Here is a 23,358-nt window from a genome sequence, read left to right as displayed (position 1 = left end):
ACAGCGATTTAAAAAACAGTCAGCACTACTCACATGCTGACTGTTGTACTCAACTAACAAACTCGAATTATGAATCAAAAATCACAATGCAAAGTAAGCAGGGTAATGTAAATTGAGTGTTAAAACATTAATAAATCACGTAGTGCTTTTTAACACATTTAATGCCAATTAGCCAGAAACTTATGGCTTTGTAACTTGGTTTACTATATTTGCTTCGGGCTTTTAGGGCCCATATAACAATTGAATAATCATGGCTGAAAATAAATCGGAAACAAAAACACATATCCCTGTTGTTACAAATCAATCACTAACTTTTTTAGAGCAATACATCAACAACCCTTCGCCAACCGGCTTTGAGTGGAAAGGCCAACAACTTTGGCTGGATTATATTAAGCCTTACATCCACGAAACCTACATTGATAATTACGGTACCGCAGTAGCTATCATCAACCCTCAAGCTAAATATCGTGTGGTTATTGAGGCCCATGCCGACGAAATTTCGTGGTTTGTAAATTACATTACCAGCGATGGTTTGATCTATGTGATCCGCAACGGCGGGTCAGATCATCAAATTGCGCCCTCAAAACGTGTAAACATCCACACAGATAATGGCATAGTTAAAGCTATTTTCGGTTGGCCGGCTATCCACACCCGTAGCGGCGAAAAAGAAGAAGCACCCACGCTTAAAAACATTTTTTTAGACTGTGGTTGTACCAGTAAAGACGAGGTTGAAAAACTGGGTATACACGTTGGTTGTGTAATTACCTATGAGGATGAGTTTATGGTTTTAAACGATAGGTATTATGTTGGCCGCGCCCTTGATAACCGCGTAGGCGGCTTTATGATAGCCGAGGTAGCGCGTTTGCTTACCGAAAACAAAAAGGAGCTAAATTTTGGCCTTTACATAGTAAACGCTGTACAGGAAGAGATTGGCTTGCGCGGTGCCGAGATGATAGCCGATTACATTAAACCCGATGTGGCTATTATTACCGATGTTACGCATGATACCCAAACGCCAATGATTAACAAAATAACCCAGGGCGATTTGGCTTGTGGGCGTGGGCCTGTAGTGTCATACGCGCCTGCTATTCAAAACAACCTTAACAAGTTGTTGATAGAAACGGCACAAAAGGCCGGGATACCATTTCAGCGCCAGGCTTCGTCGCGCTCTACGGGTACAGATACCGACGCCTTTGCATATTCAAACGGCGGCGTACCGTCGGTATTAATATCGTTGCCGCTGCGCTATATGCACACCACGGTAGAAATGATACATAAAGAGGATGTAGATAACGTAATTAGCCTTATTTATGAAACCTTGCTTAATATTGAAGCCGGACACGATTTTAGGTATATTAAATTGTAATTTTGCCTGTATTATTAATACTATAGCCTGTACAACCAAAACTTTTAAAATATAATTATTTTAGCAATATGAAACCAACTCTATTAATTTTGGCCGCAGGTATGGCCAGCCGTTATGGCAGTATGAAACAGGTTGACGGCTTTGGCCCCAACGGCGAAACCATTATTGATTACTCTATTTATGATGCCATTAAAGCTGGTTTTGGCAAAGTAACCTTTATTATCCGTGAAGAATTTCTGGATAATTTTAAAGGTATTTTTGAACCTAAACTTGCAGGTAAAATTGAAACCGATTACGTGTTTCAAAATTTTGACCTGCAACAATACGGTATTGATAAAACTGTTGAACGTGCTAAACCATGGGGAACTGCCCACGCTGTTTTAGCTGCACGCCATGCCGTTAAAGAGCCTTTTTGCGTAATTAACGCCGACGATTTTTATGGTTTTGATGCCTTTGAAAAAATGGCCAAGTTTTTAACTACCGAAGTTGCCGATGATAAATACTCGCTGATAGGTTACCAGATAGACAAAACTTTGTCGGACTATGGTTCGGTATCGCGCGGTGTTTGTAAGGTTGAAGATGGCAACATGGTTGAAATTAACGAACGTACCGAAGTTTACTTTGTTGATGGCGATAAAGTTGCCTACAAAGATGCTACCGGCGAACACCCTTTGCCAAATGATACCCGCGTATCTATGAACTTTTGGGGCTTTACCCCGGCTGTTTTTGAGCAAAGTTTAGATATGTTTAAACGCTTTGTTGATGCTAACGAAACTAACCCTAAGGCCGAATTTTTTATCCCGCTTGTTGCCGACGAATTGATTAAAACCGGCATTGCATCGTTTAAAGTGGTGCCAACTGCCGCTAAATGGTTTGGTGTTACTTATAAAGAAGATAAGCCCATCGTTCAGGAAAGCATTTCTAAACTGGTAGAAAACGGAACTTATCCACCTAATTTGTGGGCATAAGCTTTTGCTGAAAATATAGTGCAGATCCCGCCTTGAGCGGGATTTGTTTGTTAATTGGATTAGGTATAAATCTACTTAGTTATTTTGAGTACAGTTGCTCTAATCCTGCCAACACTTCCTCCAAGAATCGAGCGGACGTTTATCTCATCTTAATTTAAACCATTAAAACCTTTTTGCTGTTGCATTAATATGCAGACAGAATTTTTAGGCGATATCCAAAGCATTGCGCCGCAAAATGGTAAACTGGTTATTAAAACTGCCGAAGCCGAGGCGCATGTGTACGTTTACAGCCCAACCATTATCCGCGTAAATATTACAAAAAGCGCATCTGCGGACGATGAATCTTTTGCCGTTATTCAACCGCCATCGGTTAGCATACAATATCACGAACTTAATGATAGTATTGTTGTAAACACACCGGCACTTAAACTGCACATCAACAAATCGCCCTTGCGTTTTAGCCTTTATACTGCCGATGACAAATTATTGAGTGCCGATGATTCCCGCTTTGGTACAACCTGGCAGGACGAAAAAGTTATCACTTACCGTAAGTTATTCCCCGATGAAAAGTTTATTGGGCTGGGCGAAAAAACGGGCAATCTGGATCGCCGTGGTTCGTCATACGTAAACTGGAACACCGATGCTGCCGAACATGGCATCGATACCGATCCGCTTTATAAAACTTTCCCTTTTTTTATTGGCTTGCATAGCGGTTTGATGTACGGCTTGTTTATGGATAATACCCATAAAAGCTATTTCGATTTTGGCGCCACTACCGATAATGAAATGAGTTGGTTTGGTGCCGATGGCGGCGACATGAACTGTTACTTTTTTGGTGCCCAAACCGTGGCCCAAATATTGGCCGATTATACCTGGCTAACAGGCCGTATGGAAATGCCGCCATTGTGGAGCCTTGGCTACCAGCAATGCCGATGGAGCTATATGAGTGCCAATGAAGTGCTTGATATAGCCCAAACCTTCCGCAAAAAACAGATACCCATAGATGTGATGTATTGCGACATTGACTATATGGACAACTACAAAATATTTACCTGGAACCCCAAAACCTTCGCAAAACCAAAGCTAATGATGGATAAGCTGAAGGCAATGGATATGCACCTGGTTACCATTGTTGACCCCGGCATTAAGGTTGAGGAAGGATATAAGCAATACGACGAAGGCGTTAAGAACGATTACTTTGCCACATACCCAAACGGCGATAAATTTATAGGCGAAGTATGGCCGGGCCGCTGCCACTTTCCCGATTTTTTTAGGCAGGATGTGCGCGAATGGTGGGGTGCGGCGTTTACTGCCTTAACCGATGCCGGGGTCGACGGCTTTTGGAACGACATGAATGAGCCCGCCGCCTGGGGACAAAACATACCCTCGCTAATGCAGTTTGGCGATAAACCCATGCCACAGGTACGCAATGCCTACGGTATGGAAATGGCACGTGCCACCTTCGATGGCACCAAAAAGATATTGAATGGCAAACGGCCCTTTGTATTAACCCGGGCGGCATATTGCGGCACACAACGCTACTCGAGCGTGTGGACGGGCGATAACTCGGCATACGATGCGCACATGCTTTTGGGCCAGCGATTGGTTAACAGCTTGGGGCTAACCGGCATGGCCTTGATAGGTGTAGATATTGGCGGCTTTACCGGCGACCCAACGCCCCAGTTAATGGTACGCTGGAACTCGTTAGGGGTTTATACGCCAATGTTTCGTAACCACGCGCGTATAGATACCGCCCACCGCGAGCCCTGGCGCTGGGGTGCTAAAAACGAAGCCATAATTAAAAAGGACATTGAACTGCGTTATCGCCTGTTGCCTTACATTTATTCGGGCTTTTACCAGGCCAGCCAAACAGGTATGCCTCTGAGCAGGACTTTAGCCATTGACTACCCGTTCGACGATAACATCTATCATCCCAAATATCAAAACCAATTCCTATTCGGTAACTCAATGTTGGTTTGCCCGGTTATCAGCACCGAAAAAACTGCCGATGTTTATTTACCTCAAGGCGAATGGTACCGTTTAAGCAGCGGCATGAAATTTACCGGGAAGCAGGTTGCAAATGTACCTGCACCGCTAACAGATCTGCCTGTATTTATCAAAGCATCGGCCATTATCCCAATGCAAACAACCATACAAAGCACAGCCGAAAAAGGCGATGGTACCCTTCAACTCCACATCTGGAATGGTACTGAGGCTAACGAGTTTATATATTACGAAGACGATGGCTTAACCTACAACTACCAGCAAGGCCAATATTACAAACGCCAAATAAGGTTTTATCCTGCCAAAAAACAGATCGTTCTTGATATACCCGAAGGAACATTCAAATCAAAATTTACGCAGTTTAACCTGGTATTACATGGTTTCGATAAAGTAAATTCGTTAACTATCAATGCCGACGTTAAAAAATATCATACCGGCACATCCAAAACAACATCATTTCTGTTTGATAACACCGAGGGTAACATAAGCATCACATACTAAAATCCAATCGAGCAGGGGGGGATAAAGTAAGATTTAAATGAGAAAGATTCGACAACTTTTAAAAAGTTGTCGAATCTCACGTTTCGCAATCCCTCAATCAATCATTCAAAATTTATAAGGGGGGGGATAAAGTAAGATTTAAAAATATTAAAATACCAACCTTTATTCCTATTCAATCCCTCACTCAGTCAATCATTCAAAATTGATCGGGGGGGGATATTGTAAGATATTTTAAGTTAATTTCTCATTTTTACTGCTCCACTCGCTTCTATACAATATAAAAAAATAGCCTATATTAACAAAAGGACAAAGATTCGACAACTTTTAAAACTTGTCGAATCTCATATTCTCACATTCCGGTAATTCCGGTTCCAGACGAATTTCAAAAAAAACAAATCACAATTCCCAAATCTGAAATCAAAATGCTATCTTTTGGCATTAATTAGCGATGATACAAAAGGAGCATTTTTTGGAACAGCATGATCCGGAACGTAAAGATTTCCAGATCGACCGGATTATTTTGTTTAGCGATGCCGTTTTTGCTATCGCGATAACCCTGTTAATTATTGAGGTAAAGGCTCCCGAGGTTGACCACAGCCATACCACTACTGCCGATATGCTGCAACAGTTGGTAGTACTTATACCAAAGTTTTCCAGCTTTATCATCAGCTTTTTTGTAATAGCCGTTTACTGGCGCAGCCACCACCGAATTTTTGGCTTTGTGAACAACTATTCCGAGAGGCTCATCTGGATAAATATCTTGTTCCTTTTTACTATTGTATTAATGCCTTTTTCGTCGGCCTATTATAGCGAAAACGTGGGTTATAATGTCCCATTTATTTTTTACAACATCAATATTATTTTCACTGGCATAGCCAACTATTGGATGATGCGTTATGTATTTAACCCTAAAAATAGCCTGGTTAAGCATCAGCCGTCGCCAATGTACAGCCACTTGTTCAAGTCAAGGGCCGTTGCTATACCCATATACTTTTTTTGCGCCATACTGCTAACACCACTGCCTCACTTTACAAGCCCTATAATTTATATGGGTTTATGGCCAATGTTTTATTTTATCAAAAAGTATAATACCCGTAAATACGGCAACACTGCTCCCGTTAAACAGCCGCATACTAAACACAAGCATTAAAGGTTAAAATTTGTTAAAGCATCAAGAGCACTTGTTTTGATTATAAATAAATGGCTTAACTTAACATTCTGATTATTAACCCGAATAATTGTTATGAAGACAATCTCTACTGCTTTTTTATTAACAATAGCCTGCTTATCCGCGTTTGCTCAAAAACATACCGCCATTGTGAAGATATTTAAGGTTACAACCTTCCAGCCAAATGGCAGTATAACAATACAAATGGATACTGTAAAGGAAAGTTATAATAAGTTAGACTTAACTTATTTTGCAAAGCATTACAACTACCCAAAACCGTGGCTGCCTGATAGTTTGAGAAACCCCATATATAAAAGCCAAAAAGTAGTTGTTAGTGTAGGAGAGCGGGATGACAAGAAATTTCATTATTCCACGTATACTGTTTACGATAGCCTTTCGCGGGTAACCGCCTTTGGCACAACAGCATGTATGGTTTGCAATTTCCTTCCTTCGGAGTACCGGGTGGTATATAACACTAATGGCAATATCGAAAAGATCACAAAATCGTATATGTCGTCATCCAACGCCCAAAACCTGTATACTATTGCCTATTTCCCAAGCGGTAATATCAATGAGTTTGATTGTTTCAATTACAAAACTTTAGTAAAACGGATAGAGTTACTGTAGGATATAAACAAAAAAACTCCCGAATTTTCGGGAGTTTTTTGTTTATATCAGCTTTTAAACTTATTTCACTTCTTCAAAGTCAACATCAGTTACAGCATCACCGGCTGCGCCTTGCGGGGCACCTTGTGGTTGTTCTGCACCTGGTTGTGCACCATCGCCTGCAGTTTTATACATATCTTCTGATGCAGCGTTCCATGCATTTTGCAATTCGGCTTGTACAGTATCAATGGTAGCTAAATCTTTAGCAGCGTAAGCAGCTTTCAATTTTTCTAAACCGCTTTCAATCGGTGCTTTTTTATCAGCAGGTATTTTATCACCGTACTCTTTCAGTTGTTTTTCTGTCGAGAAAATCAGGGCATCGGCACCGTTAAGTTTTTCAACTTCTTCTTTTGCCTTTTTGTCAGCATCAGCGTTAGCTTCAGCTTCGTCCTTCATCTGTTTAATCTCGGCATCAGTTAAGCCGGAAGAAGCTTCGATACGGATTTTTTGCTCTTTACCGGTAGCTTTATCTTTAGCGCCTACATGTAGTATACCGTTTGCATCAATATCAAAAGTTACTTCAATTTGAGGCACACCGCGTGGTGCTGGTGGTATACCATCTAAGTGGAACCTGCCAATAGTGCGGTTTTGAGCAGCCATTGGGCGCTCGCCTTGCAAAATATGTATCTCTACAGATGGCTGGCTATCAGATGCGGTAGAAAAAGTTTCCGATTTTTTAGATGGAATGGTTGTGTTCGATTCAATCAAACGTGTCATTACGCCACCCATAGTTTCAATACCTAACGAAAGCGGGGTAACATCTAACAACAACACATCCTTAACATCGCCCGATAACACACCACCTTGAATGGCAGCGCCTATAGCAACAACTTCATCAGGGTTAACACCTTTTGATGGTGCTTTACCAAAGAATTTTTGAACAGCATCTTGTATAGCAGGGATACGGGTTGAACCACCTACCAAAATAATCTCGTCAATATCGCCTACGCTTAAACCTGCATTTTTCAATGCTTTTTGGCAAGGCTCAATGGTACGTTTAATTAAGCTATCGGCCAGTTGCTCAAATTTAGCACGGGTTAATGTTTTAACTAAGTGCTTTGGCATACCGTCAACAGCGGTAATGTAAGGCAGGTTAATTTCGGTAGTAGTTGTGCTCGAAAGTTCAACCTTAGCTTTTTCGGCAGCTTCCTTTAAACGTTGTAACGACATTGGGTCACGACGTAAATCAAAACCTTCGTCATTTTTAAATTCGTCGGCCAAATAGTCAATAATAACCTGGTCAAAGTCGTCACCACCTAAGTGCGTATCACCGTCGGTTGCTTTTACTTCAAAAACGCCATCACCTAATTCCAAAACCGAAACGTCGTGAGTACCACCACCGCAGTCAAACACAACAATTTTCATGTCTTTGTGTGCTTTGTCCAAACCGTAGGCAAGGGCAGCAGCAGTAGGCTCGTTAATAATACGGCGTACATTTAAACCAGCAATTTCACCGGCTTCTTTAGTTGCCTGGCGTTGTGCATCGTTAAAATAAGCAGGCACGGTAATAACAGCGTCGGTTACTTCTTGTCCCAAAAAGTCTTCAGCAGTTTTCTTCATTTTTTGAAGAATCATGGCCGAAATTTCTTGCGGGGTATATTTGCGGTCGTCAATTTCAACACGTGGTGTGTTGTTGTCGCCCTTTACTACTTTGTAAGGTACACGCTCAGCTTCTTTTGTTACCTCGTTAAACTGGTTACCCATAAAACGTTTGATAGAAGAGATCGTTTTTGTTGGGTTAGTGATGGCCTGGCGTTTAGCCGGATCACCAACTTTACGCTCGCCGTTGTCAACAAATGCAACTACCGAAGGCGTTGTACGTTTCCCCTCACTGTTAGCTATAACTACAGGCTCATTACCTTCCATTACAGATACGCAGGAGTTTGTTGTTCCTAAGTCGATTCCAATGATTTTAGACATATGATTGATTTTACTATATTGATTATTGTTTTACTAAAGCCATATTAACAAGGGTTGTGCCAATACAGCTTTGGCAGACAGATAATAATCAGAATAATTAAATCACGTCAGATTAGGGATATTAGTGGTGACAGGTTGGCAGAAAATGAGGCGAAAGCTGAAAGGTAAAAGGAGAAAGGAAATACGCTTGCCTTGTGTTTTGATTGTATAAAAACTTTATTGCAAAGTATGAAACCATCACGCGGTTTTTAAAATTGTAGTAGCGAGCTGTAGCGCTGCAACCGCATGTAAGCAAGCCGCCACCCGTTACCAATGATTGTAATTCAAATTTACCTAATCCTATAAATTAAAACGAAATAGGCACCGTTATTTCTGCCCGCATGGGCCTGCCGCTATCTATACCGCCGCGCCAGCGCGGGCTGTTTTTCACAATCTCGATTATTTGTTGGTTTAACTCCGGTTCGCCACCTTTAACTACTTTAATGTTTGTTAAAGTACCATCTTTTTCTACTATAAAGCTCACGTAAACCGGGCCTGCGCGTTCACCGGTGTATTTAACATGCTCATTTACATATCTGTTAAAAGCAGCATCGCCACCCGGAAACTGCGGTTTAACGGTTACAGCCATAAAACCCATAACCACATCTTTAATAGTATCGCTTTTGGCGCTTTTAATAGTTTTGTTGTTAACTTTTACCTTCCCTTGTGCATAAGCGCGATCGCTAAATGCGCTGATGCCTACAATGAATAGTGCCGCCGACAACCATTTTCGCCACATTAGTTTTTTAGGCATTTCGGTTACCCGTTTGGCATCATATAATCCGCAAAGCAGGGTGTGGCTTTTGCTGAAGGCTTCCAATATTTCGGCCTCTGTTAACCCTCTAAAATCGTGTACGGTTTCATTGCACGCACCGCAATGCCAGCCGCTATTACAAGCCTGCATGTTGTTGATTGATTTTGGGCAGTTAAACGATAGTTGCATGTTTTTAAACCTTTCCATTGTGTTGGTGTGTGATTTTTAGAAGTAAACCTTATTTACTATCGCCGGTAAAACTAATTGGCATAGTAAATTGTACACGCACGGGCCGGCCATTTTCTGTTCCCGGTTGCCAGCGCGGCATCTGTTTTAAAGCAGCTATAATATGTTGGTCCAAAACAGGTACCGCACTTCTTAATATTTCGATATGGGTAAGCGAGCCATCTTTTTCAACAATAAACATTGCAAATGCTTTGCCTTTAAAATTACCTGCGTTTTTAACATGTTGAGCCATATATTTTGCAAACGCAACTTCGCCACCCGGAAACGTTGGTTGTAGCCCGGCCCCGCCAAACACACAATTGAGTTGAGTAGTATCTGCCGGGGCCGATAATTTTGATGGAGCCTTCCCGGTGGAGTACAATTTAACCTTACCCATAACCTCATTATGGCAAGCCGAGAGGCCAAGTACCATCATAGCTGCCGCGGTCCATTTTTGCCAATTACTTTTTTGTGGTAGTACTTTAATCCTGTCGGCGTTATACATACCACAAGTATTTTGGCCGTATCGGTTAAAAACATCAAGTATCTGGGCTTCGCTCATCTCTCTAAAATCTCGCACTGTTTTGTTGCAATCGTTGCAATGCCAACCGCCATTACAGGGCTGCAACTGATTAAAAAGTTTGGCACACTTAAATGATAACCCGATGCTTTGGTATTGTTCCATATAAAAATACAGCTTTAATTAAAGATGCATTGCGGCGCATAAATTCCATAAGCTATAGTATAAATTATGTCAGGATATTGAAAATGCTATCTTTTTACTTCCAAAATAATAGTTCAATGGTTATCTTCGCAGCAGTATGGGTATAAAAAAGCATATGGTTTACTTTCTGCTCGCCGTCTTCATGATGGCCAGGGTTGAGCCTGCTTTCCCTTATCTTAAAACCATACCCAAGGTTACCCATAATATTATCACCAATCTAACGTCATTATGTACCGGCGCCCAAAAGGTAAATATCCTTGCCGATGTAGCTATTGACGACCAGGACGGCGACAACAACAAGGAAGCCGAAAAAGAAGGTGAAAAGGAAGTTGCAAAATCTATTAAAGAAGAATGCAAAATGTTGCTGTATAATCATTCCTTAGATCTCATATCTCAGGCAAGCAGCAACCGTACCTTATTTCACCTCTATCTCTCGGGTAAAGAAAGAACCCACGTAAACGAAGTATTCCGCCCGCCTCTCGTTTAATTGAATTTTATAAAATCTTCACGTTTTGTTTTAAACGACAACTAATCCTGTCGCCGAAGGTTTTTGCCGTGTTTCAATACGGTTAAATATTTAATTATTGCTTTTTCTGCGCCTTTTCGGGTGCTTAAAAGCAACATTTCAAACTATTTATATTTTCAATTCAAATGGAAACTTTATCATTTAAAAATACATTAAAATCTAACCTGTCGGCAGGTTTGGTGGTTTTTTTGGTGGCTTTGCCACTTTGCCTTGGTGTTGCCCTGGCCAGCGGCGCGCCATTATTATCGGGCATTATAACTGGCATTGTAGGCGGTATTATTGTAGGCGGTTTAAGCGGTTCGCAGTTAGCGGTAAGCGGGCCGGCTGCCGGTTTAACAACTATAGTGGCTGCAGCCATCATAACCCTGCACTCCTACGAAGCCTTTTTGTTAAGCGTGGTGCTTGCAGGCGTAATTCAAATTGTTTTGGGTTTGGTTAAGGCCGGTAAGGTAGGTTTGTTTTTCCCTTCAAACGTTATTAAGGGCATGCTTGCCGCAATTGGTATTATATTGATATTAAAGCAAATACCACACGCGTTTGGTTACGATGCCGACGCCGAAGGCGATTTTGCATTTTTACAGGCCGATAAGGCCAATACCTTTAGCGAGATTAATAATGTACTCTCTAAATTAAATATGGGTGCAATTTTAATTTTCGCCCTTTCAATGGCAGTATTAATGTTATGGGATACCAAATTGTTTAAAAAGGTAAAAGCTTTCCCTGCCGGGCTTGTTGTTGTTATATTAGGTGTACTGGCATCGGCAGGGCTAAGCGCCTTGCCCGATTATATGCATTTACGTACCAATAGCTTTGTAAAAATCCCGGTATTATCCGGAATAAGCGATTTTGCCACTATTCTTAAATTTCCGGCTTTTAGCGCTATATCCAACCCCGAAGTTTGGACGGTTGCACTAACCATTGCCTTTGTTGCCAGTTTAGAAACCTTGTTGAGCATCGAAGCTGTTGATAAACTTGATCCGCAAAAGCGCTCAACCCCTTTAAACCGCGAGTTATTGGCCCAGGGTTTGGGTAATACCATATCGGGTTTAATAGGTGGCATCCCGTTAACGGCTGTAATAGTACGCGGTGCTACCAATGTTAGCGCAGGTGCAAAAACAAAGTTTTCGGCAATATTTCATGGTGTTTTGTTGCTGGTTACGGTAATACTGATACCCAAGGTATTAAACATGATACCCCTTGCAAGTTTGGCCGCTATATTAATTATGGTAGGCTATAAGCTAACTAAACTTAAGCTTTTTACCGATATGTATAAAGCAGGCTGGAACCAGTTTGCACCCTTTATTATTACGGTTATAGCCATTATTTTGACTGATTTGCTAAAAGGTGTTTTAATAGGCATGGCGGTAAGCATCATCTTTATTTTAGTTAATGCAACCAAAGATTTGATCTTCTCTACCGAAACGCTAACCGATAACGGCAAAGTACAAAGGCTTGTTTTGTCTGAGCAGGTAACCTTTTTAAATAAGGCTCACTTAAACGAGTTTTTTAGCAAAATTGAAAAAGGGAGCAGCGTTTGGATAGATGCCAGCCAAACACGCTACATTGAGCAGGATTGCTTAGAGATTTTGCAGGATTTTAAAACTAAGGCTGTGGCCGATAATATATCTTGTACCATAACCGGGCTAAAAGATCACTACTCGTTTTTAGAAGCTAAGGGCGAATTGGTAGCTCACAGTCACGACCATAACCATCAGCGTTACCAGGATTTGTTTGCAAATAACCGCAAATTTATAGCCGATAAGCTGCATTTGGATATCAATTACTTTACCAAGTTAAACGCCGGCCAATCGCCACCATATTTAATAGTTGGCTGTTCGGATAGCCGCGCGCCGCTTGAGCTTATTACAGGTGCCAAGCCGGGCGAAATATTCAGCCAGCGTAATATCGCTAACCAGGTTATACCGAGCGACCCTAACCTGATGTCGGTTTTGCAATACGCGGTCGAAGCTTTAAAGGTTCAGCATATTATCATTTGCGGCCATTACGGTTGCGGCGGTATCCGTGCGGCCGTAGCCGGTGGCACAAGTGGCAACCTCGACCAATGGTTGAGTCACGTGCGCGATGTTTACCGCATTCATAAAGAAGAACTGGATGCCATTACCGACCCCGAAATGCAACACCGCCGCCTGGTTGAATTGAATGTGAGAGAGCAAATTTATCAGCTAAAAACAACTGCCATAGTGCAAAAGGCCTTACAAAACGGCCAGGTGCTCAATATTTACGGTTGGGTTTATGATTTGGCCGACGGCATGCTGCACGACCTGCAAATAAGCGAAACTGAAACCGAGAGAAATCAGCAGGTTGTTTTGGTTTAATACCTTTTATTCTCACACCTATTAATTAATTCCCCTTAATTAACACTGGCCGGCTGCTTTTTGCATCCGGCCTTATTTTAACATTATGCTTTCTAAAAAACAAAATAGGGCAGCGTTTGTAACGCTGCTTGTTATAGCTATACTATCGGGCAATAAGCTTATTGCGCAAAATACCCGTTATAATACCTCAAACTTTAACGGCTGGGTTGCGCTAAATAGTCAGCTTTATTTAAACGATAATTTTGGCATTCATGCCGAAGTGCAAATACGGCGTAACAACGGTTTTAACCAATGGCAACAGCTTTTATTAAGGCCGGGTATATTTTACAATATTAACAGTAACCTTACCGCTACTGCGGGATATTGCTTTGTAGAAACCTACCCTTACGGCCAAATACCCATAGCCAAAGTAGCCTTTCCCGAACACCGCATCTGGCAGCAAGTGCAGCTAACCCAAAAAACCGGAAATGTTGACATCACAAACCGCTTACGTTTAGAACAACGCTTTTTTGGCGATGCCAGTGTAGGTACCTTTACCAACACCCGGTACGAAAACCGCTTACGCTACATGCTGCGCGTAGCTATACCTTTAACAACCGACGCCAGTAAAGTAACCAAATTATACCTCCCCGTTTACGACGAGGTATTAATAGCCTTTGGCAAAAACGTAAAATACAACACGTTCGATCAAAACCGCTTTGGGGCCGGTATTGGCCTAAACACCGGCAAAACCGGTAAAATAGAAGTGGGTTATATGTACCAATACGTACAACAGCGCAACCTGCAGCCCGATTTTAGCCAGGTTGTAGAAAACAACCACACCCTTTCCATAACCTGGGCCACAAGCCTAAAACTCTATAAAAAGCGTTAACCAACTTAAAGTCTCCCCTACCGGGGGAGATTTAGAGGGGGCTAATTAAAAATCAGCGCAATCATGCAAATCAAATAAAATCAACGGTCAATGTTTGCGATTTGATTATGTTGTAACAAATCAAAATCAGTGTAATCATGCAAATCAAATAAAATCAACGGTCAAAAATCAGTGTAATCATGCAAATCAAATAAAATCAACGGTCAAAAATCAGCGCAATCATACCAATCAATAAAATCAACGGTCTATCTTTGCCGTTTAATTATGTTGAAATATTTGCGCTGGTTTTTATTACCGTTTTCATGGCTGTACGGGTTGGTTATTTTAACCCGTAACTGGTGTTATGATGCAGGTATATTTAAAAGCCACAGTTTCAATATTCCGGTAATTTCGGTAGGTAACCTTGATGTAGGTGGGGCAGGTAAAAGCCCCATGACAGAGTACCTCATTCGGTTACTAAAAAACAACCACAAACTGGCAACCCTTAGCCGTGGCTATGGCCGTAAAACACAGGGGTTTTTAAAGGCCACCCAGGCAAGTACGGCTACAGAAATAGGAGATGAGCCCGCCCAATTCAAACAAAAATTTCCGGATATAACAGTAGCCGTTTGCGAAAGCAGGGTTGCCGGTATTAACCAGCTAAAAGCAAATATTGATCTCGTTATTTTAGACGACGCCTACCAGCACCGTGCAGTTAAACCTGGCCTGAGCATTTTATTGTTTGATTATAGCCGCATATTTGAACCCCATTTTATGCTGCCCGCAGGCAACCTTCGCGAACCCTTCGGTGGCATAAAGCGGGCCAATATCATCATCATCAGTAAATGCCCCCATACATTGGCGGATGCCGAACAACAAGCTATTGTACAACGCATCAAACCATTGGCCAATCAAAGCGTATTTTTTACTGCTATAAATTATAGTTCGCTTTACCCCGTTAACAGTAGGGCAGGTACAACGCAGATTGATAAAGATACCGTTGTATTTATCATCACGGGCATTGCCAACCCGGCTCCGTTGTTAAACCATGTTAAAAAGCAGGCAAAACAGGTAATTCATCACAATTATCCCGATCATCATCAGTTTACCTTAAAAAATATTACTAAACTTGCCGATGAGTTTTTGGCTTGCCCGGCAGATAAAAAACTCATACTTACAACAGAAAAGGATATACAACGTTTACGTGAACACGAGTTGGTTGCAGGTTTTAAACAATTGCCGCTTTGGGTGTTGCCCATTGAGGTTCAGTTTTTAAATAACAACCAAGCCGGGTTTAATAATATTATACAAAACTATGTTAGACAATATAAGGCAAACCGCCAGTTACATTAAAAACCGCATTGGCAATTTTGAACCCGAAATTGGTATTATATTAGGCACCGGCCTGGGTGGCTTGGTTAGAGAGATTGAGATAGAAAAACAAATGATGTATTCTAACATTCCCGATTTTCCTATCTCAACGCTCGAGTTCCACTCCGGTAAATTAATATTTGGCCGTTTGGCGGGTAAAAATGTGGTGGCTATGCAGGGCCGTTTGCACTATTACGAGGGTTACAGCATGCAGCAAATTACCTTCCCGGTAAGGGTGATGAAAATGCTGGGCATCAAAACACTTTTTGTATCAAACGCAAGTGGTTCGTTAAACCCCGATTTTAAAAAGGGCGATTTGATGATAATTGAAGATCATATCAACTTACAGCCCGATAACCCGCTGATAGGCAATAACAATTCTGATCTGGGGCCACGTTTTCCGGATATGAGCGAGCCTTACAAGCATCACTTAATTGAGAAGGGTTTAAAAATTGCCGCCCATCATAATATTGCGTGCCATAAAGGTGTTTATGTATCGGTTACCGGCCCTAACCTTGAAACCAGGGCCGAGTATAAGTATTTGCGCATAATTGGCGGCGACGCTGTAGGGATGAGTACCGTACCCGAAGTAATTGTAGCTAACCACATGGGTTTACCCGTTTTTGCAATTTCGGTATTAACCGACGAGGGTTTCCCCGAAGTTTTGAAGCCCGTTTCGGTAGAAGAGATACTGGCCGTAGCAACCGAGGCGGAGCCTAAACTGACTATGATATTAAAAGAATTGATAGCCCAACTTTGATAACAAAAAAGCTTAAATATTTATTATTGCTGTTGCTATGCTCAACGGCCCCGGTTGCGTTTGCCCAGGTTACGCAGTCAACAAAGTTGCCAGTTGATAATACCAACCACATGCGCGATACGGTGCCGGTTACAAAGCCGTTAACCGACGACCAGATGCTGGATTCGCTTCGAAAAAAAGAGAATTCGAAAAAAGACAGTGTTATATTTAATTCTAAATTTATTAAAGTAACCAACGAGCGGTTGCTTAATGATAGTACACAGGTTTTTCCGTTAGATACCGGCTTAACTAATTACGAAAACTATAGCCCGCTTTACCAGCCGCGCAGCCCCAAAATTGGTTTGGGTAACCTTGGCCTTGCCGAACGCAATTTACTTTTTGAGCCCAGTAAAACCATTGGGTTTGATGTTGGCCAGCATTTTTTAGATGCCTATTTGCTGCACCCCGAGGATATACAATATTACCGGGCACGTGTACCGTGGACGAGTTTGTATTTAGTGAGCGGTGGGCAAATAGAGCAAATGTTTAAATTGGTACACACCCAAAACATTAAACCCAACTGGAATGTGGGTTTAAATTACAACAAATATGGGTCGGATGGTTTATACGCGCGGCAAAAGCCCGATCACCTTAATGCTGCATTTTTTAGCTGGTACGAATCGCCAAATAAACGGTACAATATTTTAGGCAACCTGTTTTTCAATAACCTTAAATCTCCCGAAAATGGGTCGATAACCAGCGATACCGTGTTTACAGGCACCGGCGGGCTAAGTTCAACCGGTATCCCCATCAGGCTCAATAACTCGCGCGATAACCTGAGCGATAATGGCTTATACCTTAAACAGTTTTATTACCTGGGCCGGGTTGATACGGTGGGCGGTGCCGGAACATCAAAAGTGTTGCCTACGCAGCGCATTGCTTACACCTTGTTTTACAACATACGCAAGTACCGCTTTTTGCAAGACGATTTAGATACCTACCACGTATTTCCCGATTTTTATTACGATAAAGGCGTCTCGCGCGATTCGCTGGCTTTAATGCATATCTCTAACGAGTTTTCGTATAGCTTTTACCTGCGGGGCAAATCATTAAAATTTGTAAAAAACGAGGCCAAGCTCGATTTGGGTATTAAGCACGATTATTACAGCTACTCGCAATACGTGCGCGATACTTTAACTACGCCTAACCAGCCGCAAACGGGTTTGCCTCAAATGGATCAAAAGCAGGCCAAATCTTTTCAGGACATCACCCTCAAGGCCAAAATTAGTTACCGCTTTAGCGATAGGATGGGCCTCGATGCCGATTTTCAGCAAATAGCCCAGGGCAGAGATTTTGGTGATTACCTGTACGAAGCCAAGCTAAACGTATCTGCCGGAGATAAAATAGGTAAAATTATATTGGGTGCTTACACCCAAAACAGCTCGCCACCGCTTGATTATACCAATTGGATAACCAACCATTACCGGTGGGTTATCACTAACTTTAAAAACGTTAAAACCACCAACCTGTCATTCAATTACATCAATAACAAATTACAGTTTGATGTAAAGGCCGAGTATTTTTTAATTGATAATTACCTGTATTTTGAGGCCGAACAAGGCGGTATTGATGCCTACCCAACTCAATTGGGCGCTCCTATTAATTTGTTAAAAATAAGCGTAAGCAAAAATATTATCCTGGGCAGGTGGCACTTTGATAACTTTGCGGTATACCAAAAAACCGATTACCAAAATACCCTGCGCACGCCCGAATTATATATCTACACTAGTTTATATTACAATAAACTGTTTTTTAACGTACTTAACTCAAGTATAGGTTTAAATGTACGTTACAATACGCCATACGCTGCCCCATCATACGCGGTAGGCCTGGGCGAGTTTTATAACGGCTCGGCAGTTAAATTTTCGTCGTACCCGGTTGCCACTGCTTTTATAAAAGCAACACTCAAGCGCACCAACCTTTTCCTGATGTATGATTATGCAAACCAGGGCCTGTTTAGTAACGGATACTACACCGTAAACCGCTACCCCATGCCAAGCGCCATCCTGAAATTTGGTGTATTATGGAGTTTTTATGATTAACCCCCCAACCCCCCTAAAGGGGGAGCTTTTTGATTGGCAAAGTATAACCGCCTTAATATTCCTCCCCCTTTAGGGGGTCGGGGGGTCATGTTTTCTGTTTCTTTTTCTTAGCTGCGGGGAATAGCACGTTGTTTAATATCAGCCTGTAGCCTGGCGAATTTGGGTGCAGGCTCAGGTCGGTTGGCGGGTCGCCTACTTTGTGTTGGTAGTCTTCGGGGTCGTGGCCTCCGTAAAACGTCCATTGGCCTTTGCCGTATTCGCCATGTATGTAGCGGGCCTCATTAAGCGTTTTGGTTTCGCCCATAATGGTAACGCCCGGTTTAATCAAATTTTCGCGATAAGCGGTGGTAAGCCCCATAAAGCCTTTAATAACCTTATCGTGGTTTTGGGTAAGCATGCTGGGCACCACATCCCACTTAGCCGAAAAATCAAACAGCGTAAAAAAATCGCGCGAACGCTCAACTATCCTTACCGGTGTATCGTCAATATTGCTAAACGAGTGCGACATGTAATTATTATCCAACGTAAAATTTTGAAAAGCAAAGGTTTGTGTAAAATCAAGCTTGCTCTGTGCATCCGGGTCGGCTGCGTCGCCGTCAAACATACGTTCGCAAATGTCGGTATTGCTGGCGGCCAGGGCAATATCAAAAGTATCGGTGCCGCAGCACATGGCAAATAAAAAGCCTCCACCGGCACAAAAATCGCGGATGTGCTGTGCCACAGCCAGCTTCATTTGCGATACCTTTTTAAAACCCAGTTTGTGTGCCATAGCCTCCTGGTTATTTACATCCTCAACATACCACGGGTACAAGCGGTATAGCTGATAAAATTTGCTGTACTGGCCCGTAAAATCTTCGTGGTGTAAATGCAGCCAATCGTATTTGGGTAAATCGCCATGTATCACCTCTTCATCGTAAATAACATCGTAGGGTATTTCGGCATATTTTAAAACCAGGGTAACGGCATCATCCCAGGGTAGTTTACTTTTGGGCGAGTAAACTGCCATTTTGGGGGCCTTTAGCAATTTAACCACATCCATATTAACCGATGGGTCGCTAACCTGGGTAATAATGGCGTTGGCCTTAACCTCGGGTATAATTTCGTAGCTAACGCCACGTATCTTGCATTCCTTTTCAATATCGGCATTATAAGCCATCATAAAACTGCCGCCACGGTAGTTGAGCAGCCAGTCAACCTCCTCGCCATTCTTCAAAGTCCAAAAAGCAATCCCGTATGCTTTTAGGTGATCCTTTTGCGCCTCGTCCATAGGTAGCAAAATAGACGATGCCCTGGTTATAAAAGCCGCAAGGCAAAAGGCAAAAGCTAAAAAGTATTTTACACGATGCTTCATTTTCAAAAGTAACGAATAATTGCAATTGGTATTGTTAAAATGAAGAACTATAAGGCTATACAGGAAAGGTGATGTCAAATGGAAGGTCAATCGTAAATATCTTTCCTGTGCCCCAGCGTTATGATATCAACGATAAGTTCCTGATCTAAAATATTGTAAATGATACGATAATTACCAACTCTGATTCTATAACCATCGCGTCCTTTTAGCTTTTTATACCCTTGTGGCCGGGGGTTTTGGGTAAGACTAACGATTGCTTCTTTGATATTTGAATAAAAAGGTGCGTTTATCTTTTCTAATTCTTTTACGGCTTGTCTGCTAAAATTTAAGGTGTAGTAGGGCATACCTTATTTTCGTTTAGCCTCTATCATGCTAAAAACCTCATCCATAGGGATGCGTTCGCCGGTATCGTTCTTTTTGGCTTCGTCATAAAGACGGATGTCTTCCAGGTCGTCCAATTCTTCCAAAATGGCGTCAAATTCATCAACCGGAATCACGACTAATGATTTATCGCCATTAGCATCTTTAATGTATTGTGGGTGCAACGTAAGCATGAGTTAACTCCTTTATGTAAAATTAACTATATTATAAATGTAGACCAAATTATTATATGCTTTCCAAAGTGCTTACCATCGTTTTATTTATCCGCTCTGCCTTTCCGCCTTCTGCTTTCTTTTACTAACTTTGCCGCTCTGAAATTTAGAACAAAATGAGTAAAGCGATAATTAAAACTGAAAAGGGCGACATGACCGTAGACTTCTACGAAAACGACGCACCTAAAGCTGTAGCCAATTTTAAAAAACTGGCTAAAGAAGGCTTTTATAACGGCATTGCATTTCACCGTGTAATACCTAACTTTATGGTACAAGGCGGTTGCCCGTTCTCAAAAGACCCTGCAACAGCTTACCGTGCAGGTAGCGGTGGCCCCGGTTATACTATTGATTGCGAATTAACCGGCGAAAACCAATACCATGATCGTGGTGTGTTATCAATGGCACATGCAGGCCGTAATACAGGTGGGTCGCAGTTTTTTATCTGCCACAGCCGCGCCAACACAGCACACTTAGACAGAAACCACACTTGCTTTGGCAAAGTTGTTGAAAATGTTGATATTGTTGATGATATTCGCCAGGGCGACAAAATAACAAGTATCGAAATTATTGAAGATTAAATAGCCGGGCGCAGGTAACACAACATATAACGTTTTGCTACCTGCACTTTGCTTTAAGCACACCACATGAATTTACACGGAATTGTTGCAGTATCGGGCAAACCAGGTTTATGGAGGGCATTGGCCCAAAATAAAACCGGTTTTATTTTAGAGAGCCTCGACGCTCAAAAAATAAAATTGGTAGCCAACTTATCAACTGCTAAACTGGCTGCTTTAGATGAGATAACCATTTTTAGCTACGACGAAGACATTCGTTTAAAGGATGTTTTGGCGAAAATGAAAACCGCCGCAAATGTGCCAGATACGAAGGCCGACGGTAATAAACTGCGTGCTTTTTTCAGAGAAGTTGCTCCGGACCACGATGAAGAAAAAGTATATTCGTCGGACATGAAAAAAATTGTTGGCTGGTTCCATATCCTAAAAGATATGCCTTTGTTTAACGAAGAAGAACCAGCAATAGCAGAACCTGTAGCAGTAGAAGCACCGGTTGCTGAAGAAACTGTAACAGCAGAAGCCCCACTTGCGGAAGCCGAACCAGAAGTAGTTGCCACCGAAAAACCAAAGGCTGCAAAAGCTCCTAAAAAGAAGAAAACAGAATAGAATTAGAATCAAGAAGCCAGACTCAAGAATCAAGAAAAGAAAGTGGCACAACCATTTTACATCTTGGTTCTTGAGTCTGGCTTCTTGCTTCTATTTACAAACTTCAGCGCAACGCCTGCAAGCTTCGGCGCAACGGCGGCAGTGTTCGTGCATATCGGCATGTTTGTCGCATTCTTTGGCACATGCTTCGCATATCCTGGCACACAGTTCACACAAATCTTCCGCAAAGGCCGATTGGCGGCTTAACCATTTAAGGCAAAGGTTACAAATATCGGCGCAATCGCGGCAAGCTTTAATACAGTCTGCATGGTCTTTTTCGCCCATTTCTATGCACTTGGTGGCGCATATCTCGCATGCTTTAAGGCAATTGAGGCAGGCTTCAATACATTCTTCAAGAGATCTCATATGCTTGTTAGTTTTTAATAACAACTACATATGGGTTAAATTGTTGGCGGTTGCTTCAAAAATCAGCAGTCAACCTGCTTGCATTTTTCGTTGCTAAACTCGGGTTCAAAAGTACTGTGGCTTATTTCCAGGTGCTCCAGCGCGTGGCGAAGCTCATGTTTAATATGGTCAAACTGCGGCATATCGTCCTTTTCAACAACCAAATGGGCCGTTAAAGCATTCTCGGTGGTGCTTAGTGCCCAAACGTGCATGTGGTGTACATCTACCACGCCTTTAACTTTAAGCAGTTCCTTTTTAATTTTCTCCAGGCTCATTTCTTTGGGCACACCATCAAGCGCAAGGCGCAAGCTATCTTTCAATAAGCTCCATGTGCCGCCTAATATTATTACGGCAATAATTATACTAACAATGCTATCTATCCAGTACAGGCCGGTAAAATAAATAACCAAACCCGATATAACTACCCCTAACGATACTATGGCATCAACCGCCATGTGCATGTAGGCACCTTTTACATTAAGGTCCTTCTCTTTATCCTTGCCGCCGCCGCGGGTAAATAGGTATGCTGTAAAAGCATTAACGCCAATACCAATAAAGGCAACCCAGGCAATGGTACCGCCGGCCATATCATGCACGGGGTGTATAAAGCGCATAATGGCCTCGTAAACAATTACGGCTATACCTGCAATAAGTATAGATGCGTTTACTAACGATACGATAATGGTTGAACGTTTATAACCATAGGTGTATTTTTTATTTGAACCAACCTTGGTTAATTTAAACGCCAGCAAAGCTAGGGCAAGGCTGGCCACATCGCTCAAATTATGACCGGCATCGGTTAATAACGATAGCGAACCGCTTATAATACCCATTGCAACTTCGATAATTACAAAGGCCGAATTGAGTATGATGCCCAAAACAAAGGCGGTATTAATATGATCTATCTTTGGGGCATGATCGTGGTGATGATGACCGATTCCGTGGCTGTGACTATGATCGTGACCTGCTGACATGCTGCAAAGATAGGCGTTTACGTATTAAACCAACATTAAAAACAGTTTAAACTCCGGGCTTATTGGTGATGGTAAGGTTCGCCTTTTAAAATGGTAAAAGCGCGGTAAACCTGCTCCACAAAAAAAAGGCGTACCATTTGGTGCGAAAACGTCATTTTAGATAACGATAGTTTATCATTCGCCCTTTTGTAAATGCTACCGTCAAAACCATAGGGGCCGCCAATAATAAACACCAGGTTGCTTACCGAAGCAATCATCTTTTTATTCAGCAAGTCGGCAAACTGTACAGATGTATGTTGCAAACCGCCCTCGTCTAACAGCATTACATAATCAGTTGCCGAAATGTTTTTAAATAGTAATTCAGCTTCTTTAGCCTTTTGTTGTTCTTGTGTTAGGGCTTTGGTGTTTTTAAGCTCGGGCAGGTCGATAACTTCAAATTTGATGTAGTGCTTTAGCCGTTTTAAATATTTTTCAATGCCATCTTTCAAATAAGCGTCTTCGGTTTTTCCAACAGTTAATAAAGTGATCTTCATCTGAAACAAAAGAACGAATATTTGAG

General features: G+C 42.0%; 22 protein-coding genes. 13 read left to right on the top strand and 9 right to left on the bottom strand.

Features of this window, described 5'->3' with window-relative positions:
* Nucleotides 1-250: 250 nt before the first annotated feature.
* The 5 genes from BDD43_RS01665 to BDD43_RS01645 all read left to right on the top strand — a co-directional run bounded on the left by BDD43_RS01665 (nt 251) and on the right by BDD43_RS01645 (nt 6,634).
* A complete protein-coding gene (locus tag BDD43_RS01665; RefSeq protein ID WP_121195961.1) occupies nt 251-1,366 on the top strand; it encodes a M42 family metallopeptidase in 1,116 nt (371 codons plus the stop codon).
* A gap of 68 nt (nt 1,367-1,434) precedes the next feature.
* The gene (locus BDD43_RS01660) at nt 1,435-2,334 is read left to right on the top strand and encodes a nucleotidyltransferase family protein (protein WP_121195959.1); all 900 of its coding nucleotides are present in this window, start codon (nt 1,435-1,437) and stop codon (nt 2,332-2,334) included.
* 189 nt (nt 2,335-2,523) lie between these two features.
* On the top strand, nt 2,524-4,839 hold the full coding sequence (locus tag BDD43_RS01655; RefSeq protein WP_121195958.1) for a glycoside hydrolase family 31 protein: 2,316 nt from the start codon (nt 2,524-2,526) through the stop codon (nt 4,837-4,839).
* Between the two features lie 448 nt (nt 4,840-5,287).
* Nucleotides 5,288-5,989, top strand: coding sequence for a TMEM175 family protein (locus BDD43_RS01650; RefSeq protein ID WP_121195957.1), 702 nt, complete (start codon nt 5,288-5,290; stop codon nt 5,987-5,989).
* A 93-nt stretch (nt 5,990-6,082) separates the two neighbouring features.
* Nucleotides 6,083-6,634 (top strand): hypothetical protein, encoded by a 552-nt coding sequence (locus BDD43_RS01645; RefSeq protein WP_121195955.1) that lies wholly within the window; start codon nt 6,083-6,085, stop codon nt 6,632-6,634.
* Nucleotides 6,635-6,694: 60 nt separating this feature from the next.
* On the opposite strand, the gene dnaK is transcribed toward BDD43_RS01645, so the two are convergent.
* The 3 genes from dnaK to BDD43_RS01630 form a co-directional block, all read right to left on the bottom strand.
* Nucleotides 6,695-8,593 carry a molecular chaperone DnaK gene (gene dnaK, locus BDD43_RS01640; RefSeq protein WP_121195953.1) on the bottom strand — a complete coding sequence of 633 codons (1,899 nt, stop codon included), beginning with the start codon at nt 8,591-8,593 and terminating at the stop codon, nt 6,695-6,697.
* A 346-nt stretch (nt 8,594-8,939) separates the two neighbouring features.
* Nucleotides 8,940-9,593 carry an energy transducer TonB gene (locus tag BDD43_RS01635; protein WP_121195951.1) on the bottom strand — a complete coding sequence of 218 codons (654 nt, stop codon included), beginning with the start codon at nt 9,591-9,593 and terminating at the stop codon, nt 8,940-8,942.
* A gap of 31 nt (nt 9,594-9,624) precedes the next feature.
* Nucleotides 9,625-10,191, bottom strand: a complete 567-nt coding sequence (locus BDD43_RS01630) for an energy transducer TonB (protein ID WP_162846954.1) — start codon at nt 10,189-10,191, stop codon at nt 9,625-9,627.
* 259 nt (nt 10,192-10,450) lie between these two features.
* Between BDD43_RS01630 and BDD43_RS01625 the strand changes: the two genes are divergently transcribed.
* The 6 genes from BDD43_RS01625 to BDD43_RS01600 all read left to right on the top strand — a co-directional run bounded on the left by BDD43_RS01625 (nt 10,451) and on the right by BDD43_RS01600 (nt 18,259).
* Entirely contained in the window at nt 10,451-10,822 is a 372-nt protein-coding gene (locus tag BDD43_RS01625) for a hypothetical protein (RefSeq protein ID WP_147425543.1), read from the top strand.
* Nucleotides 10,823-10,986: 164 nt separating this feature from the next.
* Nucleotides 10,987-13,197 carry a SulP family inorganic anion transporter gene (locus BDD43_RS01620; protein ID WP_121195946.1) on the top strand — a complete coding sequence of 737 codons (2,211 nt, stop codon included), beginning with the start codon at nt 10,987-10,989 and terminating at the stop codon, nt 13,195-13,197.
* Nucleotides 13,198-13,282: 85 nt separating this feature from the next.
* A complete protein-coding gene (locus BDD43_RS01615) occupies nt 13,283-14,068 on the top strand; it encodes a DUF2490 domain-containing protein (protein WP_121195945.1) in 786 nt (261 codons plus the stop codon).
* Nucleotides 14,069-14,332: 264 nt separating this feature from the next.
* On the top strand, nt 14,333-15,400 hold the full coding sequence (lpxK, locus tag BDD43_RS01610) for a tetraacyldisaccharide 4'-kinase (RefSeq protein WP_121195943.1): 1,068 nt from the start codon (nt 14,333-14,335) through the stop codon (nt 15,398-15,400).
* Nucleotides 15,363-16,178, top strand: coding sequence for a purine-nucleoside phosphorylase (locus tag BDD43_RS01605; protein WP_121195942.1), 816 nt, complete (start codon nt 15,363-15,365; stop codon nt 16,176-16,178). Before lpxK ends, BDD43_RS01605 begins: the two co-directional genes overlap by 38 nt.
* The gene (locus BDD43_RS01600; RefSeq protein ID WP_246001402.1) at nt 16,175-18,259 is read left to right on the top strand and encodes a putative porin; all 2,085 of its coding nucleotides are present in this window, start codon (nt 16,175-16,177) and stop codon (nt 18,257-18,259) included. Before BDD43_RS01605 ends, BDD43_RS01600 begins: the two co-directional genes overlap by 4 nt.
* 85 nt (nt 18,260-18,344) lie before the next feature.
* Here the strand turns inward: BDD43_RS01600 and BDD43_RS01595 are convergent, their stop codons facing one another.
* From BDD43_RS01595 to BDD43_RS01585, 3 genes are all read right to left on the bottom strand, one after another.
* A complete protein-coding gene (locus BDD43_RS01595) occupies nt 18,345-19,610 on the bottom strand; it encodes an asparagine synthetase B (protein WP_394339621.1) in 1,266 nt (421 codons plus the stop codon).
* Between the two features lie 86 nt (nt 19,611-19,696).
* The gene (locus tag BDD43_RS01590; RefSeq protein ID WP_121195940.1) at nt 19,697-19,954 is read right to left on the bottom strand and encodes a type II toxin-antitoxin system RelE family toxin; all 258 of its coding nucleotides are present in this window, start codon (nt 19,952-19,954) and stop codon (nt 19,697-19,699) included.
* Nucleotides 19,955-19,957: 3 nt separating this feature from the next.
* A complete protein-coding gene (locus BDD43_RS01585) occupies nt 19,958-20,164 on the bottom strand; it encodes a hypothetical protein (protein WP_121195939.1) in 207 nt (68 codons plus the stop codon).
* A gap of 155 nt (nt 20,165-20,319) precedes the next feature.
* Between BDD43_RS01585 and BDD43_RS01580 the strand changes: the two genes are divergently transcribed.
* Both BDD43_RS01580 and BDD43_RS01575 read left to right on the top strand, forming a co-directional pair.
* Nucleotides 20,320-20,781, top strand: a complete 462-nt coding sequence (locus tag BDD43_RS01580) for a peptidylprolyl isomerase (RefSeq protein ID WP_121195937.1) — start codon at nt 20,320-20,322, stop codon at nt 20,779-20,781.
* Nucleotides 20,782-20,847: 66 nt separating this feature from the next.
* On the top strand, nt 20,848-21,381 hold the full coding sequence (locus BDD43_RS01575; RefSeq protein WP_121195936.1) for a DUF5606 family protein: 534 nt from the start codon (nt 20,848-20,850) through the stop codon (nt 21,379-21,381).
* A 90-nt stretch (nt 21,382-21,471) separates the two neighbouring features.
* On the opposite strand, the gene BDD43_RS01570 is transcribed toward BDD43_RS01575, so the two are convergent.
* The 3 genes from BDD43_RS01570 to rlmH all read right to left on the bottom strand — a co-directional run bounded on the left by BDD43_RS01570 (nt 21,472) and on the right by rlmH (nt 23,332).
* Nucleotides 21,472-21,786 (bottom strand): four-helix bundle copper-binding protein, encoded by a 315-nt coding sequence (locus BDD43_RS01570; RefSeq protein ID WP_121201844.1) that lies wholly within the window; start codon nt 21,784-21,786, stop codon nt 21,472-21,474.
* Nucleotides 21,787-21,848: 62 nt separating this feature from the next.
* The gene (locus BDD43_RS01565; protein ID WP_121195934.1) at nt 21,849-22,799 is read right to left on the bottom strand and encodes a cation diffusion facilitator family transporter; all 951 of its coding nucleotides are present in this window, start codon (nt 22,797-22,799) and stop codon (nt 21,849-21,851) included.
* Nucleotides 22,800-22,858: 59 nt separating this feature from the next.
* Complete coding sequence (rlmH, locus tag BDD43_RS01560) at nt 22,859-23,332, bottom strand: 23S rRNA (pseudouridine(1915)-N(3))-methyltransferase RlmH (protein WP_121195933.1); 474 nt, start codon at nt 23,330-23,332, stop codon at nt 22,859-22,861.
* Between the last annotated feature and the right edge of the window lie 26 nt (nt 23,333-23,358).

Origin of the sequence: Mucilaginibacter gracilis (genome assembly GCF_003633615.1) — a bacterium.
Taxonomy (GTDB): domain Bacteria; phylum Bacteroidota; class Bacteroidia; order Sphingobacteriales; family Sphingobacteriaceae; genus Mucilaginibacter; species Mucilaginibacter gracilis.
This window is presented reverse-complemented; position numbering and strand designations above follow the sequence as displayed.

Bases quoted from the DNA above. Each gene is read 5' to 3' on its own strand.
- dnaK (WP_121195953.1), bottom strand. From the start codon at position 8,593: ATGTCTAAAATCATTGGAATCGACTTAGGAACAACAAACTCCTGCGTA.
- lpxK (WP_121195943.1), top strand. From the start codon at position 14,333: ATGTTGAAATATTTGCGCTGGTTTTTATTACCGTTTTCATGGCTGTAC.
- BDD43_RS01665 (WP_121195961.1), top strand. From the start codon at position 251: ATGGCTGAAAATAAATCGGAAACAAAAACACATATCCCTGTTGTTACA.
- BDD43_RS01645 (WP_121195955.1), top strand. From the start codon at position 6,083: ATGAAGACAATCTCTACTGCTTTTTTATTAACAATAGCCTGCTTATCC.
- BDD43_RS01655 (WP_121195958.1), top strand. From the start codon at position 2,524: ATGCAGACAGAATTTTTAGGCGATATCCAAAGCATTGCGCCGCAAAAT.
- BDD43_RS01615 (WP_121195945.1), top strand. From the start codon at position 13,283: ATGCTTTCTAAAAAACAAAATAGGGCAGCGTTTGTAACGCTGCTTGTT.
- BDD43_RS01570 (WP_121201844.1), bottom strand. From the start codon at position 21,786: ATGAGATCTCTTGAAGAATGTATTGAAGCCTGCCTCAATTGCCTTAAA.
- BDD43_RS01595 (WP_394339621.1), bottom strand. From the start codon at position 19,610: ATGAAGCATCGTGTAAAATACTTTTTAGCTTTTGCCTTTTGCCTTGCG.
- BDD43_RS01625 (WP_147425543.1), top strand. From the start codon at position 10,451: ATGGTTTACTTTCTGCTCGCCGTCTTCATGATGGCCAGGGTTGAGCCT.
- BDD43_RS01620 (WP_121195946.1), top strand. From the start codon at position 10,987: ATGGAAACTTTATCATTTAAAAATACATTAAAATCTAACCTGTCGGCA.
- BDD43_RS01565 (WP_121195934.1), bottom strand. From the start codon at position 22,799: ATGTCAGCAGGTCACGATCATAGTCACAGCCACGGAATCGGTCATCAT.
- BDD43_RS01660 (WP_121195959.1), top strand. From the start codon at position 1,435: ATGAAACCAACTCTATTAATTTTGGCCGCAGGTATGGCCAGCCGTTAT.
- BDD43_RS01580 (WP_121195937.1), top strand. From the start codon at position 20,320: ATGAGTAAAGCGATAATTAAAACTGAAAAGGGCGACATGACCGTAGAC.
- BDD43_RS01650 (WP_121195957.1), top strand. From the start codon at position 5,288: ATGATACAAAAGGAGCATTTTTTGGAACAGCATGATCCGGAACGTAAA.
- BDD43_RS01605 (WP_121195942.1), top strand. From the start codon at position 15,363: ATGTTAGACAATATAAGGCAAACCGCCAGTTACATTAAAAACCGCATT.
- rlmH (WP_121195933.1), bottom strand. From the start codon at position 23,332: ATGAAGATCACTTTATTAACTGTTGGAAAAACCGAAGACGCTTATTTG.
- BDD43_RS01635 (WP_121195951.1), bottom strand. From the start codon at position 9,593: ATGGAAAGGTTTAAAAACATGCAACTATCGTTTAACTGCCCAAAATCA.
- BDD43_RS01575 (WP_121195936.1), top strand. From the start codon at position 20,848: ATGAATTTACACGGAATTGTTGCAGTATCGGGCAAACCAGGTTTATGG.
- BDD43_RS01585 (WP_121195939.1), bottom strand. From the start codon at position 20,164: ATGCTTACGTTGCACCCACAATACATTAAAGATGCTAATGGCGATAAA.
- BDD43_RS01590 (WP_121195940.1), bottom strand. From the start codon at position 19,954: ATGCCCTACTACACCTTAAATTTTAGCAGACAAGCCGTAAAAGAATTA.